Raw genomic sequence first — 15,933 nt, forward strand, 5'->3', positions numbered from 1 at the left:
GAAATTCGCTAGAATTCACGAGAGGTTAGCATGTCTCAACGGACGGGAATGCTTGACGCTGCCGATGCCGGGCAGCGCGAAACTGTACCGGTGGTCAAGTTTTCGGAAACGCGGGAGACACGCAAAGGAGCGGCCACCCGCGACCGTATCCTGGAGATCGCCGAAGCCTCGGTGCTGGCAAAAGGCTTCGCCGCCACCTCGATCGACGAGCTGATCGCCGAAGCGGGCATCACCAAGAGCGGGTTCTTCTATCATTTCCGGGACAAGAACGAGCTGGCGCGCGAGATGCTGCGTCGCTACGTCGTCGAGAACGACCGCATCTTCGACGATATCTTCGGTCGGGCCCGGGAGCTCAACGACGATCCGCTGCAGGCTTTCCTTCTGGGGCTGAAACTGCTCAGCGAGCTGGTGCGCGACCTGCCGGGCGGCCATCCGGGCTGCCTGATCGCCTCGGTCTGCTACCAGGAGCGGCTGTTCGACCATGACGTGCTGACGCTGAACTCGGAGTCGATCCGGTCCTGGAACGCGCGGTTTCTAAAGTATATCGGGGAGATCGCCGCCATCTATCCGCCGCGCGAACCGGTCGATCTGGTCGATGTCGCCAACATGGTGTCCTGCGTCATGGACGGGGCGATCATCATGTCGAAGGCGCTCAAGGATCCCGCCCTTTTGGAGCGGCAGGTTCTCGCCTACCGCTCCTATGTCAAACTGCTGTTTTCGAAATAGCCCGATCACTGCAGCGTACGCTGGTAAGGCTGCATGTCGGCCGGAGTGCCCGGAGCCACGCCCGCTTCGCCGCCATCGAGGCCGGTCGCGACGACCGAGACGCGGAACTTGCCGTCGAGATTGCGGTCGAAGATCGCGCCGACGACGATGTCGGCATCGTCCATGACCTCGTCGCGGATGCGGCTTGCGGCTTCGTCCACCTCGAACAGCGTCATGTCGGAACCGCCGGAGATCGAGATCAGCACGCCCTTGGCGCCCTTCATCGAGATGTCGTCGAGCAGCGGGTTGGCGATCGCGGCTTCGGCGGCGAGCAATGCACGACCTTCGCCGGACGCTTCGCCGGTGCCCATCATCGCCCGGCCCATGCCCTTCATCACCGATTTCACGTCGGCGAAATCGAGGTTGATGAGGCCTTCCTTGACGATCAGGTCGGTGATGCAGCCGACGCCGGCAAACAGCACCTTGTCGGCGGTCATGAACGCGTCGGCGAACGTGGTCTTGGCGTCGGCGATGCGGAAGAGGTTCTGGTTCGGGATGACGATGACGGTATCGGCGGCGCGGCGCAGTTCCTCGATGCCGGCATCGGCCGTCTTCATGCGGCGGTTGCCTTCGAAGGTGAACGGCTTGGTGACGACCCCGACTGTGAGGATGCCGGCATTGCGGGCCGCCTGGGCGATGACCGGTGCGGCACCGGTGCCGGTGCCGCCGCCCATGCCGGCCGTCACGAAACACATATGCGAGCCGGAAAGGTGATCCATGATCTCGTCGATCGACTCTTCCGCTGCAGCGCGGCCGATTTCCGGCAGCGAACCGGCCCCGAGGCCTTCGGTCACGTGGGCGCCGAGCTGGATGCGGCGGGATGCCTTGGATGTCGCCAGAACCTGCGCGTCGGTATTGGCGGCAACGAAATCGACGCCCGCCAGCTCCTCGGCGATCATGTTGTTGATGGCGTTGCCACCGCCGCCGCCGACGCCGATCACGGTGATCTTCGGCCGCATTTCGGTGATCTGGTATTTCTTGCCGTCCGTCATCGCAATCTCCTTGGCATCGGCATCCGCCGGCCGGGTAGCCTGGTGGCCCCCGAATCACATGTATTTTAGCTGGGCAACAAGGCAGAGGCTTGGCGAAAGAACAAGCACCGGGCTGCAGAAAGCGGCAGAATGAAATTTTCCACAAGTTGCGTGGAACTTTTTGCGCCCACAGCAATTGTGAAGATTCGATCACAAAAGAGAGAGGAGCCCAGCGTATCATGCCTACGTCCGCTGCACGTACGTCCATCGCCCCGCCGGATGAACATATCCTCACCGTTCAGGAGGCCCTCGAACCGCTCTTTCTTGCGCTCGAAGAGGAGGCGGAGATCAAGATGATCGCCGCCGCCGTCAAGGCCGGCTGGTCGGTGGAAGATGCCGTCACCGCGATCGACGAGCTTCGCCGGACAGAGCTCGTGCCCGTCAGCTGGGCCCATTGATCCATCACAAAAACTCGTTCGCCTGAACGCCCAAGATGTCCTAAACCTGCCGCACTGCACATAAGCGCTGGCGAGGGACATCATGAGCATCAGGAATATCTGCATCTACGGCGCGGGCGCTCTCGGCGGTACGTTTGCGGCGAAGATCGCGAGCGGGCTTGGGCCGGAGGCGACTGTCTCCGTGGTGGCGCGCGGCGCCCACCTTGCCGCCATCCGCGAAAAGGGCCTGACCATCGAGCGAGGCGGTGATGCCGCGCCGCTCCATGCGCATGTCACCGCCGCCAGCGATCCGTCGGAACTGCCGAAACAGGATCTGATCGTCACCGGCCTCAAGGGCCATCAGCTCGCCGACGCAGCCGAGGGCCTTGCAAGCCTTCTCAAGGACGGCACGCGGGTGATCATGATCCTCAACGGAATTCCGTGGTGGTATTTCCACCGGGACGTGGAAAGCGGGCACGCGGAACGCCAGCTCGGCGAACTCGATCCCGACGGCAAGCTGTGGCGGCTCGTCGGGCCGGAACGGGTGATCGGTTGTGTCGCCTACCAGGGTGCGGAAGTGAGCGAGCCGGGCACCATTCGCCTCAACGGCGACGGCCGTTTCATCCTCGGCGAACCCTCCGGCGAGCTCTCGCGGGATCTCGTATCGATCTGCGAGCTTCTCGGCCGAGCCGGCCTCAACATCGTGCCGACCCAGCGGATCCGGGACGCGATCTGGACCAAGCTGATGGGCAATGCCGCCTACAATCCGATCAGCGCGCTCACCCGGGGCCGGATGAACGGTATCATGGACAATGAACTTCTCGTCGCGCAGGTCGGCAAGGTGATGACGGAAACCAGGAGCGTCGGCGAGGCGCTCGGCGCGGTCTTCAGCGGAAACGTCGACGAACAGCTCAACCGGTCGGGCGGTTTCGGTCCGGTCAGGACCTCGATGCTGCAGGACCTGCTCGCCGGCAAGGCGCTGGAAATCATGCCCCTGACCGGCATGGTGGTGGCGCTCGGAAAGCTCGCCGGCGTGCCTACGCCGACCTGCGAAACGGTGCTGGCTCTGACCATCCAGCTCGACCGTGAAACCCAGCTTGAGCGCGAAAGCCTCAGAAACTGATTCAACTACTTCTAAATTAGAATCTGCAAACGCGAACAAGCGCTTGAAAAATAGAAGCGATGCCGGCTTTCGACCGGCACCGCTTAAGGGGGCCAGGATTACTTCTTGACCTGTTCCGCCCAGTTCGGCGCGTTGCTCTTGCCGTCCAGGAAAGGCAGCACGGTCGGCACCAGGGCCGGTGATGCGAACGCCTCGTAGTGGGTGAGATCAGGCAGGATCGCCAGCCGGTTTTTCGGCATGTTCTCACGCATCCAGCCGGCATCCTTCAGGCCGCCGCCGAGCTTGTGATAGAATTCGACGATATGTTCCGGGCGGATCATGTCACTGTCACCGAAGACAAGCATGACCGGCATGGTGAGCCGGGCGACGGCGTCGGAGAAGTCGTAATCCCGGCGCATCAGGTCGCCCATCCCATCGAGAAGCCGCGGGAACTCCGAGACATCCGGAGCCACGGCCTTGTAGGAGATGAACATCGGCGTGTCCTTCATCATCTCAGCCATGGCCCCGCTGACGGCTTCCTGCTGCGGGATCATTTCCGGGAAGAACCCGTTTTTGGCGTAGGGTGCCGAGGCGATGACGAGCCGCCGCACCTTTTGCGGTGCCTGGGCGGCCATCTGCAGGGCGATGCCGCCGCCCATGGAATAACCCAGCACATCGACCTGATTGTAGCCGAGTTCGGAGACAATTTTGCCCATGTCGGCGCCCATGGCTTCCAGGCTGAACGGCCGCTTGCCGAGCGACGTGCGGCCATGCCCCTGGAGATCGACGCCGATGACCTGGCGATGCTCCGTCAGCGCCGGCATGATCGGCGCGAACATGTCGACGGAGCCGAGGCCGCCATGGAGCAGCAGGAGCGGCTCACCCTCCCCGCGGATCTCGTAATAATAGCGGATGCCGCCGGCTTCGACATGGCCCTTCTTCGAGGGCTCGGCCGCGACGGCCTGCGGTGCGGCCGGCTTCGGCTCCTGCGTTTCGGCGAAAGCCGGAACGACCGCCGCGGCAATGGCGGCGATGGCGGTAGCAAATATCCTGATCGACATGACGTCCTCCTCGTGGATCGGTTCGTGATGTCCCCAAGGACGGCGGCGGCGAGCCCGGGCCGACAGACTACTCGAAAATTCTTCGCGCAAAAGAAAGTCCCGCCGCGAGGAGGCGGCGGGACAGTTGGATTGGAGGTCAAAAATTTATTGTTTTGCGGCGGCTGCAGGGGACGAAAGCCGCCTGGTTGTCTCCGATGCGGCAGGGGGACTGTGCCGGCACCGAAGCATTCGAAGAAGTAAACACATAGGTAACCGCAATGTTCCACCATTCGTTAACGACGCGTCGTTAGGATTGATGAACTTCTATCTTGGCATTGATGAGGCAGGAATGGCCGTTCCGAACTTCCGCTTTACTCACTACGATCTCAAACCGCAGCGCGCGGGGACGACGATCGAAGTGACGTTGAATGCGGTCAACAACGTGCGCCTGATGAACGCCGCCAACTTTCAGCGCTTTACGGAACTGCTCGATTTCAAATATGTCGGCGGCATCGCCAAACGCTCGCCCATCCGTCTGGTGATCCCGGAACCGGGTCATTGGCACGTGATCGTCGACATGGAAGGCCATCACGGACTGGCGGAATCCTCCGTCAGGCTGATCGGTGCACCGGCCAATGTCGTGGCTCAAAAGCAGGCATCCTGACCAGCTCCTAAAAGAGCTTCACTTCGCGTTCCGTTCCTTGCGAAGCTTGGCCCACCAGTCGAGCCGCTTGCGGATATCGCGCTCGAAGCCGCGCTCCGGCGGATCGTAGAACGTCTGCCGGCCCATCTTCTCCGGAAAATAATCCTGGCCTGAAAAGGCATCCGGCTCGTCGTGGTCGTAGCGATAACCGTCACCATACCCCTCGCCCTTCATCAGCTTGGTCGGGGCATTGAGAATGTGCTTGGGCGGCAGCAGCGAACCATTTTCCTTGGCGGCGCGGGTGGCAGCCTTGAAGGCGGTGTAGACCGCGTTGGATTTCGGTGCGGTCGCCAGATAGACGCAGGCCTGTGCGAATGCCAGCTCGCCTTCCGGGGAGCCGAGATAGTCATAGGCATCCTTGGCGGCATTGCAGACGACGAGCGCCTGCGGATCGGCAAGGCCGATATCCTCGATGGCCATACGCACCAGGCGGCGGCCGAGATAAAGCGGGTCCTCGCCGGCATCGAACATCCGCGCCAGATAATAGAGCGCCGCATCCGGATCCGAGCCGCGCACCGACTTGTGGAGCGCCGAGATCAGATTGTAGTGGCCGTCCTGCGCCTTGTCGTAGACCGGAGCGCGGCGCTGAACGATCTGGGTGAGGCCCGTGGTATCGAAGACCTCCCCTTCCCTTGCAGCACGCCAGACCTCTTCGGCGAGTGTCAGCACGGCGCGGCCGTCGCCGTCGGCCATGCGGATCAGGCTGGCGCGCGCATCCTCGTCGAGCGGCAGCGGCTTGCCTTCGGCTTGTTCGGCACGGGTGAGAAGCTCGCTCAGGCTTTCCTCGTCATGACTGCGGAAGGTCAGAACCCGAGCCCGCGACAGAAGAGCGGCGTTGAGTTCGAAACTCGGGTTCTCGGTAGTGGCGCCGACCAGGATGACGGTGCCATCTTCCATGACGGGCAGGAAACTGTCCTGCTGGGCGCGGTTGAAGCGATGGATCTCGTCGACGAACAGCAGCGTCTGGCGGCCGTCCATGCGGCGCAGGCGCGCCGTTTCGAAGACCTTCTTGAGGTCGGCGACGCCGGAGAAGATCGCCGAGATCTGCTCGAAGGCAAGCCCCGCCTCGCCGGACAGCAGCCGCGCCACCGTGGTCTTGCCGGTGCCGGGCGGCCCCCAGAAGATCATCGAGCCGAGCGAGCCACTGTCGATCATCCGGCGCAACGCGCCGTCTTCGCCGGTCAGGTGCGGCTGGCCCGTCACTTCGGCAAGCGACTTCGGCCGCAGACGGTCGGCGAGCGGCCGCCGGTTGGCGACCTCGTCGGGAACCTTCGGCGCGAAGAGATCACCGCTCATCGAAAGAACTGCCGGATGCGCTGGCCGTCACGCTCGATCTCGACCCGCCAGAAGCCCGGATCGTCGTCCAGCATCGTCTCCATGCCCTTGGTGGTGGTGACGGCAGTGCCGTTCAGCGAGATCAGGATGTCCTTGGGCTGGAAGCCCAGGCGCGCAGCGGGAGAGTTGCGCGTCACGTCGGTCACCACCACGCCGCTCTTTTCAGCCGGAATGTGCATCTCCGTCGCAAGCTTCGGCGAGAGATTGGCGATCCGGAGGCCGGCAAAGGGATTGCGGCCCTCGACCAGCCGCTCGTCGCGCGGCGTGGTTTCCGGCGCGGTGTTGAGCGCGAGGTTGAGCTTCTGCTGGCCGTCATTGGTCTGGACGGTCAGTTCCGCCTGCTTGCCGAGGCCGGCGGTGGTGAGGCGATATCCGAGCGCATCGGGATGTTCGACGGGAATGCCGTTGACGGCGATCACCACTTCGCCGGGCTTGAGGCCCGCCTTGTCCGCCGGTCCGCCCTCGACGACACGGGTTACCAGCGCGCCCCGGGCAGTCTTGAGACCGAGCGCTTCGGCGACATCCGAATTGACCGCATCGAAGCTCGCGCCGACGAAGGGACGTTCGAAGCTGGTCTTGCCCTGGGACGCGGCCGCCAGGAAGACTTTCACGAGATTGGCCGGGATCGCGAACCCGATACCGTTCGAACCGCCGCCGCGCGAAAAGATCGCAGTGTTGATGCCGATCAGCTCGCCGTTCATGTTCATCAGCGCACCTCCGGAATTGCCCGGATTGATCGAGGCGTCGGTCTGGATGAAGAAGCCGAAATCGCCCGTCGTGACCTGGTTGCGGGCCAGCGCCGAAACGATGCCGCTGGTCACCGTCTGGCCGACGCCGAACGGGTTGCCGATCGCCAGCACCAGATCACCCACTTCGGTGCGATCGGAATCACCGATGGCGAGAACCGGAAAATGCTCCTTCGACTTGATGCGCAGCACGGCCAGGTCAATGCTCTCGTCCTTCAGCACCACGTCGCAGGGGAACTCGCGGCCATCGGCGAGCGCGATCTTGATGTCGTCAGCACCTTCGATGACATGGTTGTTGGTGACGACGAGGCCTTCGGCCGAAAGGATGACGCCGGACCCCAGCGACGACTGCTTTTCCGAGCGGTTCGGCATGCGCTGGCCGAAGAACTGTTCGAAGAAGGGGTCGCCGGCAAACGGATTGAGGCGCTGCACGACCCGCTCGGCATAGACGTTGACAACGGCGCCGGCCGTCTGCTTGACCAGCGGCGAGAAGGAGAGCTGCATTTCCTGGCGGCTCTGCGGCACCGCCTTCTCCTGGGCGAGCACCGCCACGGGCATCAGGAGGGCGAGAGCGAGAAGGCCGGTCGACACGCGTTTCAGCATGGTCAGCATGTAATCCTCATGAGAAAATCCGGATCGATTTGTAGCGCGGGACGCTAGAAAGGAAAGGTGGCGGAACAACGGAAACCATGGCGAAAACCGTCAAGCTTTTCACACTATATAGGGCCGATATGCGGAGAAAAACATGACCTGGTTGGTTAAGGCGAAAGGCTGGGCGAAACGGCTGAAACGCGACGTTCTGGCGTTGTGGCTCGCGGCACGCGACCGCCGTGTGCCGTGGTACGCCAAGCTCACCGCCGGCTCGGTTGCGGCCTACGCGCTGTCGCCGATCGACCTCATTCCCGATTTCATCCCCGTTCTCGGCTATCTCGACGATCTGCTGATCGTGCCGCTCGGCATCATGCTGGCGGTGAGGCTCGTGCCGGCGCCATTGATCAGCGAGTTCCGCCAAGAGGCCGAGCGTTGGGCGGAACGCCCGACCAGCCGCACCGGCCTCGCCTTCATCATTGCCATCTGGATCTGTTGTTTCGTCTTCGCACTGCGGAGCCTCTGGGAACTGACCTGATCCCGAAGCGTTGCGCATCGAGATCAGGAGTGCAGCCATGCGACATGTGACCACCGCCATTGCCCTGACGGGCCTTCTTCTCGGCCTGACTCTTTCGGGCCGACCCGCTTCAGCGGCAAGCTTCGATTGCGAGCGGGGCAATCTCGCCGCCGACGAGAAGGTGATCTGTGACACCCGCACGCTCAACGATGCGGATGTGAAAATGGTGACGACCTTCGACATCCTCACCGGCCTCCTGGCGATGGGCAACCGCGGCAAGCTGCAGGATGAGCAGAGCGCCTGGCTGAAGAAGCGCCAGGCCTGCGGCGAGGATGTCGAATGCATCCGGGCGTCTTATACGGAGCGGCTGAAGCAGCTCGACGAGGCTTACAAGAACTTGAGCCGGCCGTTGTGAAACCGCCAAAGGCTGGATTAGATGACCTCTATAAGCGTTTCGCCGCGTTCCAGAGCATCGATGATGTCCGGCAGCGCTCTTTGAAACCAGTCAAGCAGATCGCGGCGGCGTGAATTCGGCAGGCGGACCCAGACGATGGACGGTCCAGACTGCGCCAGGGCTTTACGCTGAGCGAAATCCTCATCCTTGGTGACAACGATCGCACTGGAGGCAGCCGCAAAATCCCATATCTCCCGATCTGGAGCTGACTGCAGGCCACAATCCATGACGTGTTCGGCCTCATACCCCCGCTCAGCGAGCCATCGCGCGAGAGCTGGCGGTAGGTAGCTGTGCATCCACGAGAAAGCGCATCAGGCGACGCGCAATACGGTGTGATCGCTTTGACGTGCGGCATATTCCAGCGCGGCAACAATGTCCGGCGCCTCAAGCAGGGGATAGTCTTCCAGAATTTCTTCATGCGTTGCGCCTGAAGCCAGCAATTCCAGAACATCTTTCACTCGGACGCGCAGCCCGCGGATTGTCGGGCGTCCCGAACAGATGTGCGGGTCAAAAGTGATGCGATGAAGCTCGGACATTTCTCACCCCTTGGGCAATAGAAACATCAGCATAACACAAAGCGCCGACAGGAGAACCTGGCGGCGATTTGTGATTTTCAGCGCAGCAACTTGCTACGTCTTACTCCGGCAGGATCCGCACGGCGCCCTTGTCGGCGCTCGCGGCAAAAGCGGCGTAGGCCTTCAGTGCCGTGGTGACGTTGCGCTTGCGGGGATGCGAGGGCTTCCAGCCGAAAGCATCCTGCTCTTTGCGGCGCTCGGCGAGGACGGCGTCCGAAACCGCGAGGTTGATCGTGCGGTTCGGAATGTCGATCTCGATCTTGTCGCCTTCGCGAACCAGGCCGATCGTGCCGCCGTTTGCCGCTTCGGGCGAGGCGTGGCCGATCGACAGGCCGGACGTGCCGCCGGAGAAGCGGCCGTCGGTGATGAGGGCACAGGCCTTCCCGAGGCCCTTCGACTTCAGGTAGCTGGTCGGATAGAGCATTTCCTGCATGCCCGGGCCGCCCTTCGGGCCTTCGTAGATGATGACCACGACGTCGCCCGCGACGATCTCGTTGGCGAGGATCGCCTTGACGGCGGCATCCTGGCTTTCGAAGACGCGGGCCGGACCGGTGAACTTCAGGATCGAGTCGTCGACGCCGGCCGTCTTCACGATGCAGCCGTCGATGGCGATATTGCCCTTGAGGACCGCCAGGCCGCCGTCCTTCGAGAACGGATGCTCGACCGAGCGGATGACGCCGTTTTCGCGGTCGGTATCGAGTTCGTCCCAGCGGGCGTCCTGGCTGAACGCGACCTGGGTCGGGATGCCGCCCGGTGCGGCGCGGAAGAAGTTGCGGACGGTTTCGCTGTTGGTGCGGGTGATGTCCCAGCGGTCGATCGCGTCGCCGAGCGTTTCGGCATGAACCGTGTAGCATTCGCGGTTGAGCAGCCCGCCCTTGTCCAGTTCGCCGAGGATCGACATGATGCCGCCGGCGCGGTGGACATCTTCCATATGCACGTCGGCCTTGGCCGGCGCGACCTTGGAAAGGCACGGGACGCGACGCGAGAGCTGGTCGATGTCGTCGAGGTTGAAATCGACCTCGCCTTCATAGGCGGCCGCGAGGATGTGCAGGACGGTATTGGTCGAGCCGCCCATGGCGATGTCGAGCGTCATGGCGTTCTCGAAGGCCTGCTTGGTGGCGATCGAGCGCGGCAGGACGGAATAGTCTTCCTGCTCGTAATGACGGCGGGCGAGATCGACGATCAGGTGGCCGGCCTCGACGAACAGGCGCTTGCGGTCGGCATGGGTGGCGAGCGTCGAGCCGTTGCCGGGCAGCGACAGGCCGAGCGCTTCGGTGAGGCAGTTCATCGAATTGGCTGTGAACATGCCCGAGCACGAACCGCAGGTCGGACAGGCGGAGCGCTCGATGACCTTGACGTCCTCGTCGCTCATCTTGTCGTCGGCGGCGGCGACCATGGCGTCGATCAGGTCGAGCGAATGGGTCTTGCCCTTCAGGACGACCTTGCCGGCTTCCATCGGGCCGCCCGAGACGAAAACCGCCGGGATGTTGAGGCGCATCGCGGCATTGAGCATGCCTGGGGTGATCTTGTCGCAGTTGGAGATGCAGACCATGGCGTCGGCGCAATGGGCATTGACCATATATTCGACCGAGTCGGCGATGATTTCGCGCGAGGGCAGCGAATAGAGCATGCCGTCATGGCCCATGGCGATGCCGTCGTCGACGGCGATCGTGTTGAATTCCTTGGCGACGCCGCCGGCCGCTTCGATCTCGCGGGCGACGAGCTGGCCGAGGTCCTTCAGGTGCACGTGGCCGGGCACGAACTGGGTGAAGGAATTGACCACCGCAATGATCGGCTTGCCGAAGTCGCTGTCCTTCATGCCGGTCGCGCGCCAAAGCCCGCGCGCGCCTGCCATGTTGCGGCCGTGGGTCGTGGTTCTCGAGCGGTAAGCGGGCATGGTGTTGTCCTCGATCTCTTGTTCGGGCCGGCGCAGTCTACCCCTTTCGGGAGACGCGCGCAAAAGCCCATGGTTTTGCGGCTTTCCTAGCGCAAAGCGCCCGGAGTGTCACTATCATGACGGGCCAAAGCGGTACGGTTGCGAAGACCGGTGGAGACCTAAATTGTGTTCCCGACCCTGAACCTCTATATTGCGTTCAAAGCCGCCGGGAGAAAGCAATGACCTCCATCATGTCGATCATCGTTCATGCCACGTGGGACGAAGAAGCCTCCGTGTGGGTCGCCACGAGCAACGATATCGAAGGGTTGGCCGTCGAAGCCGACACAATGGAAGAGCTTGAACCAAAGGTGAAAGCCGCGCTCACCGACCTCATCGAACTCAACGGCACCTCATCTCCGCTTCAAGATATCCCTGTCTATATCATGTCGGAGCAGCTCTCCCGCATTCCCAACTCACGGCGCGCCTGAGCGATAGCCGGCTACCTTCGGGAATTGAAGGAGCTGCTGCAAAAGGCCGGCTGTTATTACCATCGGCCCGGCAAAGGTGATCACGAAATCTGATACAGCCCCATCACCAAACGCTATTTCACGGTGGACCACAGCGTGAAATCTCGTCACACGGCCAATGCCGCGCTCAAGCAAGCCGGACTTCCCAAGGCATTCTGATCGGCCCTCACCTCTCCCGCAGTTCATCAGGATGGACGTCGAAGTGCTCGAAGATCATCTTGACGTTGCGGCGATGCGACTTGAAGAAGAGGTCGAAGACATCGCCCGCCAGCGGCACGCTGCCGAGCACGGAGTCGGCGGCGACATTGCCGAGCATCCGGGTGAGCTTTGCGGGCGGCAGGCCGAGTTTGCGCGCTTCGTTGACGATGTAAAGGCCGACCAGCGCACCGCCCGCATCCCCCACGAGCGGGATGAGGCCGAAGACGGAATCGGCGCCGAAACGGATTCGGGTGCCCGGAATGCCGATCGCCGTATCCATCAGCCGGGCAATGCCCGCAAGGCGGCGCAGGCGCCGCAATCTCTCGGCGCGATCGGCAATTGTTTCATCCCGCCCGGCATCCCAGGTGCGTGCCGTCATCTGCCATCTCCTCCTGTCGGGCGAATGGCCCTGCGATGAGAACTGATGAAACCGAAATGGGGTTCCATCGATTGCATTTCCATCCGCAAACCTTCGGTTTTTCACGCAAACGTGGTTTGAAGCAATCTTCGCACCGCTGTGAAACCTTTCGGTTCCGCGTTACGTATAGGAGCAGGATGGCACCCGTTGCCGCAGAGGAGATTTTCGACATGCCCGCCTATCGCCCGCCGCATATTCCGGCTTCCGAAATCACCCCCCGCGATATCTACATGTCGCGCCGGAATTTTATGGGCGCTGCGGCCGTCGCCGGATTTGCCTTTGCGGGCGCCGACAGCGCTTTTGCCGCACCGCTGACGGCCAGCCCCAGCGCCTACAAGGTGGACGAGAAGCTGACGCCGAAGGAAGCGGTCACCACCTACAACAATTTCTACGAATTCGGCGTCAACAAGGACGATCCCGCCGCCAATTCCGGCGACTTCAAGCCGACGCCGTGGTCCGTCAAGGTCGATGGCATGGTCGGCAAGCCGAAGGAGTTCGGGCACGAGGAACTGATGAAGATGAACCTCGAGGAGCGTACCTACCGGATGCGCTGCGTCGAGGGCTGGTCGATGGTGATCCCGTGGATCGGTTTCCCGCTTTCGGCTCTTCTAGATCAGGTGGATGTGCTCGGCAGCGCCAAATACGTCTCGTTCGAAACTGTCGTCCGGCCGGAGGAAATGCCGGGCCAGAAGGGATTTTTCCAGCCCCTGCCGTGGCCCTATATCGAAGGGCTGAGGCTCGACGAGGCCCGCCATCCCCTGGCTATCCTCGCGGTCGGCCTTTACGGCGAGACGCTGCCGAACCCCAACGGCGCGCCGATCCGGCTCGTGGTACCGTGGAAATACGGCTTCAAGAGCTCGTCGAGAAGCAGCCGGAGACGACCTGGAAGAATGCCAACGCCCGCGAATACGGCTTCTATTCCAACGTCAACCCGGCGGTCGATCACCCGCGCTGGAGCCAGGCGACGGAACAGCGGATCGGCGAAGGCGGCTTCTTCGGTGCCAACCGTCGCCCGACCCTGCCGTTCAACGGTTATGCCGATCAGGTGGCGAGCCTCTATGACGGCCTCGACCTGAAGGCGAATTATTGAGAATGGCGAGCCTCCCCGCCCTGCCCCGCCGTTATCACAAGGCCAGCGTCTGGGCGCTCTATGTGATCGGGCTCTGTCCGGCCGCCTGGTATTTCTATCTCGGGCTGACCGGAGGGCTCGGCTTCAACCCGGTCAAGGAGTTCGAGCATCAGCTCGGCATCTGGGCGCTGCGGTTCATCATCGCGACGCTTGCGATCACGCCGCTGCGCGATCTCGCCGGCATCAACTGGGTGCGCTATCGCCGGGCGCTCGGGCTGATCGCCTTCTACTACGTGCTCCTGCATTTCTCGGTCTATGTGTCGCTGGACCTACGCTTCAATTTCGGCGCGGTGGGCGGCGATATCGCCAAGCGGCCCTATATCACCATCGGGTTTGCCTGCCTGCTGATGCTGATCCCGCTTGCGATCACCTCCAACAACTGGTCGATCCGCAAGCTCGCCCAGGGCTGGAACAGGCTGCACAGGCTGATCTACCTGATCGCGGCCGGCGGGGCGCTCCACTATGCGCTGGCGGTCAAATCGGTGACGCTGGTGCCGTTCATCCACATCGGCCTGATTGCGCTGTTGCTGGCCTACCGGGCCGTCAGGCGGCCGATCATGAACTGGAAACGCGGCAATAACAAACCAGCAAAACCCGTGGCTTCGCAGAGGGCAAGGCAGAACGGTTGACCCGGAGGGCGGATTGGACACAGCGGTCCGCATGCATCCCCTCAACGCAAAGAGCCGGATCCATCGATCCGGCTCTCTTTATGTTCGACAGCCTTTCCGGGCCATTCAGAAATGCTTGCGGAATAGCAGCCGGTCGAGCGATAGGTAGCCTCCCCCGAAGGCGGCGTAGAGGAACGCGCCTCCGGTCCAGAACAGTGATGCCAGTTCTGCCTTGCCCTGAACCTGCTCCAGAAAAACGTGGCCGCCATCCTTCAGCCGCACCAATGCCTGCGGCGTGAACAGCTGCTGGCCGCCGGCCTTCAGTGCCTCGATGCCAGCCGGGGTCAGGAAGGCGTCGCCATAGGGATGGGTGACGTGGAACCAGAGCGTCATGGCCAGCATGACGCCATTGGCGAGCGCCACGGGCCGGGTGAACAGGCCGGCGGCGATGAACATGCCGCCGAAGAATTGCAGGGCGGCAAGGAAGGGTGACCAGAACCAGCCCGGATACATGCCGATATTTTCGACGAAGCCGACCTGCGCGAACGGCGCGATGATCTTCGGCCATCCCTCGATGACCAGCATGCCGCCGACCGCCAGCCGGAATATGCTCCAGGCCATGGGCTGCGCCAGCTTTTCATAGACAGGGGCCAAAGCGGGAATGACGAGTTCGTCTTTTGCGTTATCAAAAACTACATGTTCAACCATTTTCCGTACCTCACGATTTTGCCTCAATGCCGAGACCTTATCGCTTTGGCGGGGGAAAGCTCTTGACGCAGGTCAAGCTATGCGGTCGATCGGTGAAGTGGCCACCATAGTTGACCGCAAACGCGAAAAAGCCGGGCGTCTCCACCCGGCTTTTTCAATTCCGACGACGCGGAAAATTATGCGGCTTCGGCAGCGTCTGCTTCAGCGGCAACGCGAGCCTTGTCGGCTGCGCCCTTGGCGTCAACATCGCGTTCAACGAACTCGATGACGGCCATGGCAGCGTTATCGCCCTGGCGGAAGCCGGCCTTCATGATGCGCAGGTAGCCGCCGTTGCGGGTTGCGTAACGCGAAGCGATGGCGTCGAACAGCTTCTTGACGGCGTCCTGGTCCTGGATCTGCGAGATCGCCTGACGACGAGCGTGCAGGTCGCCGCGCTTGCCCAGCGTGACGAGCTTTTCGACGATCGGACGGATTTCCTTCGCCTTCGGAAGGGTCGTGACGATCTGCTCGTGGGTGATGAGCGAAGCCGCCATGTTGGCGAACATCGCCTTGCGGTGGCTGGCGGTACGATTGAGCTTGCGGCCGGCTACTCCGTGGCGCATGGCTATTCTCCTTTAATGCAGGTACCCAGTTCTTTTCGGGCCTGCCGTTTCCTGGCACATACGGGCACTCGTATCTTCCGATCAAAGGCCCGCTGTTTGACGGGGAAAGGCAGTCAAAACCTGCCTTTGCTGATTTCAGTACTGGTCTTCGTAACGCTTGGCGAGATCTTCGATGTTTTCCGGCGGCCAGGCGGGAACTTCCATACCCAGATGGAGGCCCATGGATGCCAGAACTTCCTTGATCTCGTTCAGCGACTTGCGACCGAAATTCGGAGTGCGGAGCATCTCGGCTTCGGTCTTCTGGATGAGGTCGCCGATGTAAACGATGTTGTCGTTCTTCAGGCAGTTGGCCGAACGGACAGACAGTTCCAGTTCGTCCACCTTCTTGAGAAGCGCCGGGTTGAACGCGAGTTCGGTAACCGATTCTTCTTCGACGTCCTTCTGCGGTTCGTCGAAGTTGACGAAGACCGAGAGCTGGTCCTGAAGGATGCGAGCGGCGAAGGCAACGGCGTCTTCACCCGTGACCGAGCCATCGGTTTCGATGGTCATGGTCAGCTTGTCATAGTCGAGAACCTGGCCTTCGCGGGTGTTTTCCACCTTGTAGGACACTTTCTTGACTGGCGAATAGAGGCTG

Annotated in this window: 19 protein-coding genes and 2 pseudogenes; 10 read left to right on the forward strand and 11 right to left on the reverse strand. The window is 62.1% G+C overall.

All coding sequences use genetic code 11. From position 1 onward, the window contains the following. The first annotated feature begins 30 nt into the window (after positions 1 to 30). Complete coding sequence (locus PMI07_RS30140) at positions 31 to 726, forward strand: TetR/AcrR family transcriptional regulator (RefSeq protein WP_007772492.1); 696 nt, start codon at positions 31 to 33, stop codon at positions 724 to 726. A gap of 5 nt (positions 727 to 731) precedes the next feature. Here the strand turns inward: PMI07_RS30140 and ftsZ are convergent, their stop codons facing one another. Further along, the gene (ftsZ, locus tag PMI07_RS30145; RefSeq protein WP_024164293.1) at positions 732 to 1,757 is read right to left on the reverse strand and encodes a cell division protein FtsZ; all 1,026 of its coding nucleotides are present in this window, start codon (positions 1,755 to 1,757) and stop codon (positions 732 to 734) included. Positions 1,758 to 1,975: 218 nt separating this feature from the next. Between ftsZ and PMI07_RS30150 the strand changes: the two genes are divergently transcribed. Together PMI07_RS30150 and PMI07_RS30155 are read left to right on the forward strand one after the other, a co-directional pair. Next, the gene (locus tag PMI07_RS30150) at positions 1,976 to 2,194 is read left to right on the forward strand and encodes a hypothetical protein (RefSeq protein WP_007770698.1); all 219 of its coding nucleotides are present in this window, start codon (positions 1,976 to 1,978) and stop codon (positions 2,192 to 2,194) included. Positions 2,195 to 2,276: 82 nt separating this feature from the next. Continuing rightward, positions 2,277 to 3,296 (forward strand): 2-dehydropantoate 2-reductase, encoded by a 1,020-nt coding sequence (locus PMI07_RS30155; protein WP_007770695.1) that lies wholly within the window; start codon positions 2,277 to 2,279, stop codon positions 3,294 to 3,296. 98 nt (positions 3,297 to 3,394) lie between these two features. Here PMI07_RS30155 and PMI07_RS30160 read toward each other — a convergent pair whose 3' ends face one another. Further along, positions 3,395 to 4,336 carry an alpha/beta fold hydrolase gene (locus PMI07_RS30160; RefSeq protein ID WP_024164294.1) on the reverse strand — a complete coding sequence of 314 codons (942 nt, stop codon included), beginning with the start codon at positions 4,334 to 4,336 and terminating at the stop codon, positions 3,395 to 3,397. Between the two features lie 328 nt (positions 4,337 to 4,664). On the opposite strand from PMI07_RS30160, the gene PMI07_RS30165 reads away from it, so the two are divergent. Then, a complete protein-coding gene (locus PMI07_RS30165) occupies positions 4,665 to 4,979 on the forward strand; it encodes a DUF1883 domain-containing protein (protein ID WP_007766905.1) in 315 nt (104 codons plus the stop codon). 18 nt (positions 4,980 to 4,997) lie between these two features. Here the strand turns inward: PMI07_RS30165 and PMI07_RS30170 are convergent, their stop codons facing one another. Then, positions 4,998 to 6,314 carry a replication-associated recombination protein A gene (locus PMI07_RS30170; RefSeq protein WP_007766902.1) on the reverse strand — a complete coding sequence of 439 codons (1,317 nt, stop codon included), beginning with the start codon at positions 6,312 to 6,314 and terminating at the stop codon, positions 4,998 to 5,000. Continuing rightward, the gene (locus PMI07_RS30175) at positions 6,311 to 7,711 is read right to left on the reverse strand and encodes a DegQ family serine endoprotease (protein ID WP_007766899.1); all 1,401 of its coding nucleotides are present in this window, start codon (positions 7,709 to 7,711) and stop codon (positions 6,311 to 6,313) included. The genes PMI07_RS30170 and PMI07_RS30175 overlap by 4 nt, the downstream gene beginning before the upstream one ends. Positions 7,712 to 7,844: 133 nt before the next feature. Here PMI07_RS30175 and PMI07_RS30180 point away from each other — a divergent pair, with 133 nt between their 5' ends. Further along, positions 7,845 to 8,225 (forward strand): YkvA family protein, encoded by a 381-nt coding sequence (locus PMI07_RS30180; RefSeq protein ID WP_007766891.1) that lies wholly within the window; start codon positions 7,845 to 7,847, stop codon positions 8,223 to 8,225. A gap of 37 nt (positions 8,226 to 8,262) precedes the next feature. Beyond that, the gene (locus tag PMI07_RS30185) at positions 8,263 to 8,619 is read left to right on the forward strand and encodes a hypothetical protein (protein ID WP_007766889.1); all 357 of its coding nucleotides are present in this window, start codon (positions 8,263 to 8,265) and stop codon (positions 8,617 to 8,619) included. Between the two features lie 17 nt (positions 8,620 to 8,636). On the opposite strand, the gene PMI07_RS30190 is transcribed toward PMI07_RS30185, so the two are convergent. The 3 genes from PMI07_RS30190 to ilvD all read right to left on the reverse strand — a co-directional run bounded on the left by PMI07_RS30190 (position 8,637) and on the right by ilvD (position 11,130). Further along, the gene (locus tag PMI07_RS30190) at positions 8,637 to 8,954 is read right to left on the reverse strand and encodes a DUF5615 family PIN-like protein (protein ID WP_037088631.1); all 318 of its coding nucleotides are present in this window, start codon (positions 8,952 to 8,954) and stop codon (positions 8,637 to 8,639) included. Between the two features lie 15 nt (positions 8,955 to 8,969). Next, entirely contained in the window at positions 8,970 to 9,194 is a 225-nt protein-coding gene (locus PMI07_RS30195) for a DUF433 domain-containing protein (RefSeq protein WP_007766887.1), read from the reverse strand. A gap of 100 nt (positions 9,195 to 9,294) precedes the next feature. Continuing rightward, positions 9,295 to 11,130, reverse strand: a complete 1,836-nt coding sequence (gene ilvD, locus PMI07_RS30200; protein ID WP_007766886.1) for a dihydroxy-acid dehydratase — start codon at positions 11,128 to 11,130, stop codon at positions 9,295 to 9,297. A gap of 218 nt (positions 11,131 to 11,348) precedes the next feature. Between ilvD and PMI07_RS30205 the strand changes: the two genes are divergently transcribed. Beyond that, positions 11,349 to 11,597: a DUF1902 domain-containing protein gene (locus PMI07_RS30205; RefSeq protein WP_007766883.1), complete on the forward strand. Its 249-nt coding sequence runs from the start codon at positions 11,349 to 11,351 to the stop codon at positions 11,595 to 11,597. Between the two features lie 3 nt (positions 11,598 to 11,600). Then, positions 11,601 to 11,795: pseudogene (locus tag PMI07_RS35880) on the forward strand (type II toxin-antitoxin system HicA family toxin). Positions 11,796 to 11,802: 7 nt separating this feature from the next. Here the strand turns inward: PMI07_RS35880 and PMI07_RS30215 are convergent. Next, positions 11,803 to 12,213 carry a DUF4112 domain-containing protein gene (locus PMI07_RS30215; RefSeq protein ID WP_007766880.1) on the reverse strand — a complete coding sequence of 137 codons (411 nt, stop codon included), beginning with the start codon at positions 12,211 to 12,213 and terminating at the stop codon, positions 11,803 to 11,805. A gap of 209 nt (positions 12,214 to 12,422) precedes the next feature. On the opposite strand from PMI07_RS30215, the pseudogene msrP reads away from it, so the two are divergent. Continuing rightward, a pseudogene (msrP, locus tag PMI07_RS30220) lies at positions 12,423 to 13,342 on the forward strand (protein-methionine-sulfoxide reductase catalytic subunit MsrP). 2 nt (positions 13,343 to 13,344) lie between these two features. Next, positions 13,345 to 14,010, forward strand: coding sequence for a protein-methionine-sulfoxide reductase heme-binding subunit MsrQ (gene msrQ / locus PMI07_RS30225; RefSeq protein ID WP_007766875.1), 666 nt, complete (start codon positions 13,345 to 13,347; stop codon positions 14,008 to 14,010). 105 nt (positions 14,011 to 14,115) lie between these two features. Here msrQ and PMI07_RS30230 read toward each other — a convergent pair whose 3' ends face one another. The 3 genes from PMI07_RS30230 to PMI07_RS30240 all read right to left on the reverse strand — a co-directional run. After that, positions 14,116 to 14,697: a DoxX family protein gene (locus PMI07_RS30230; RefSeq protein ID WP_007766872.1), complete on the reverse strand. Its 582-nt coding sequence runs from the start codon at positions 14,695 to 14,697 to the stop codon at positions 14,116 to 14,118. 176 nt (positions 14,698 to 14,873) lie between these two features. Then, entirely contained in the window at positions 14,874 to 15,299 is a 426-nt protein-coding gene (gene rplQ / locus PMI07_RS30235; protein ID WP_007766870.1) for a 50S ribosomal protein L17, read from the reverse strand. A 135-nt stretch (positions 15,300 to 15,434) separates the two neighbouring features. Next, a partial coding sequence (locus PMI07_RS30240; RefSeq protein WP_024164295.1) for a DNA-directed RNA polymerase subunit alpha C-terminal domain-containing protein occupies positions 15,435 to 15,933 on the reverse strand: 499 nt, incomplete at its 5' end.

The organism is Rhizobium sp. CF080 (assembly GCF_000282095.2).
Classification (GTDB): Bacteria; Pseudomonadota; Alphaproteobacteria; order Rhizobiales; family Rhizobiaceae; genus Neorhizobium.

Bases quoted from the DNA above. Each gene is read 5' to 3' on its own strand.
- PMI07_RS30140 (WP_007772492.1), top strand. From the start codon at position 31: ATGTCTCAACGGACGGGAATGCTTGACGCTGCCGATGCCGGGCAGCGC.
- ftsZ (WP_024164293.1), bottom strand. From the start codon at position 1,757: ATGACGGACGGCAAGAAATACCAGATCACCGAAATGCGGCCGAAGATC.
- PMI07_RS30150 (WP_007770698.1), top strand. From the start codon at position 1,976: ATGCCTACGTCCGCTGCACGTACGTCCATCGCCCCGCCGGATGAACAT.
- PMI07_RS30155 (WP_007770695.1), top strand. From the start codon at position 2,277: ATGAGCATCAGGAATATCTGCATCTACGGCGCGGGCGCTCTCGGCGGT.
- PMI07_RS30160 (WP_024164294.1), bottom strand. From the start codon at position 4,336: ATGTCGATCAGGATATTTGCTACCGCCATCGCCGCCATTGCCGCGGCG.
- PMI07_RS30165 (WP_007766905.1), top strand. From the start codon at position 4,665: ATGGCCGTTCCGAACTTCCGCTTTACTCACTACGATCTCAAACCGCAG.
- PMI07_RS30170 (WP_007766902.1), bottom strand. From the start codon at position 6,314: ATGAGCGGTGATCTCTTCGCGCCGAAGGTTCCCGACGAGGTCGCCAAC.
- PMI07_RS30175 (WP_007766899.1), bottom strand. From the start codon at position 7,711: ATGCTGACCATGCTGAAACGCGTGTCGACCGGCCTTCTCGCTCTCGCC.
- PMI07_RS30180 (WP_007766891.1), top strand. From the start codon at position 7,845: ATGACCTGGTTGGTTAAGGCGAAAGGCTGGGCGAAACGGCTGAAACGC.
- PMI07_RS30185 (WP_007766889.1), top strand. From the start codon at position 8,263: ATGCGACATGTGACCACCGCCATTGCCCTGACGGGCCTTCTTCTCGGC.
- PMI07_RS30190 (WP_037088631.1), bottom strand. From the start codon at position 8,954: ATGCACAGCTACCTACCGCCAGCTCTCGCGCGATGGCTCGCTGAGCGG.
- PMI07_RS30195 (WP_007766887.1), bottom strand. From the start codon at position 9,194: ATGTCCGAGCTTCATCGCATCACTTTTGACCCGCACATCTGTTCGGGA.
- ilvD (WP_007766886.1), bottom strand. From the start codon at position 11,130: ATGCCCGCTTACCGCTCGAGAACCACGACCCACGGCCGCAACATGGCA.
- PMI07_RS30205 (WP_007766883.1), top strand. From the start codon at position 11,349: ATGACCTCCATCATGTCGATCATCGTTCATGCCACGTGGGACGAAGAA.
- PMI07_RS30215 (WP_007766880.1), bottom strand. From the start codon at position 12,213: ATGACGGCACGCACCTGGGATGCCGGGCGGGATGAAACAATTGCCGAT.
- msrQ (WP_007766875.1), top strand. From the start codon at position 13,345: ATGGCGAGCCTCCCCGCCCTGCCCCGCCGTTATCACAAGGCCAGCGTC.
- PMI07_RS30230 (WP_007766872.1), bottom strand. From the start codon at position 14,697: ATGGTTGAACATGTAGTTTTTGATAACGCAAAAGACGAACTCGTCATT.
- rplQ (WP_007766870.1), bottom strand. From the start codon at position 15,299: ATGCGCCACGGAGTAGCCGGCCGCAAGCTCAATCGTACCGCCAGCCAC.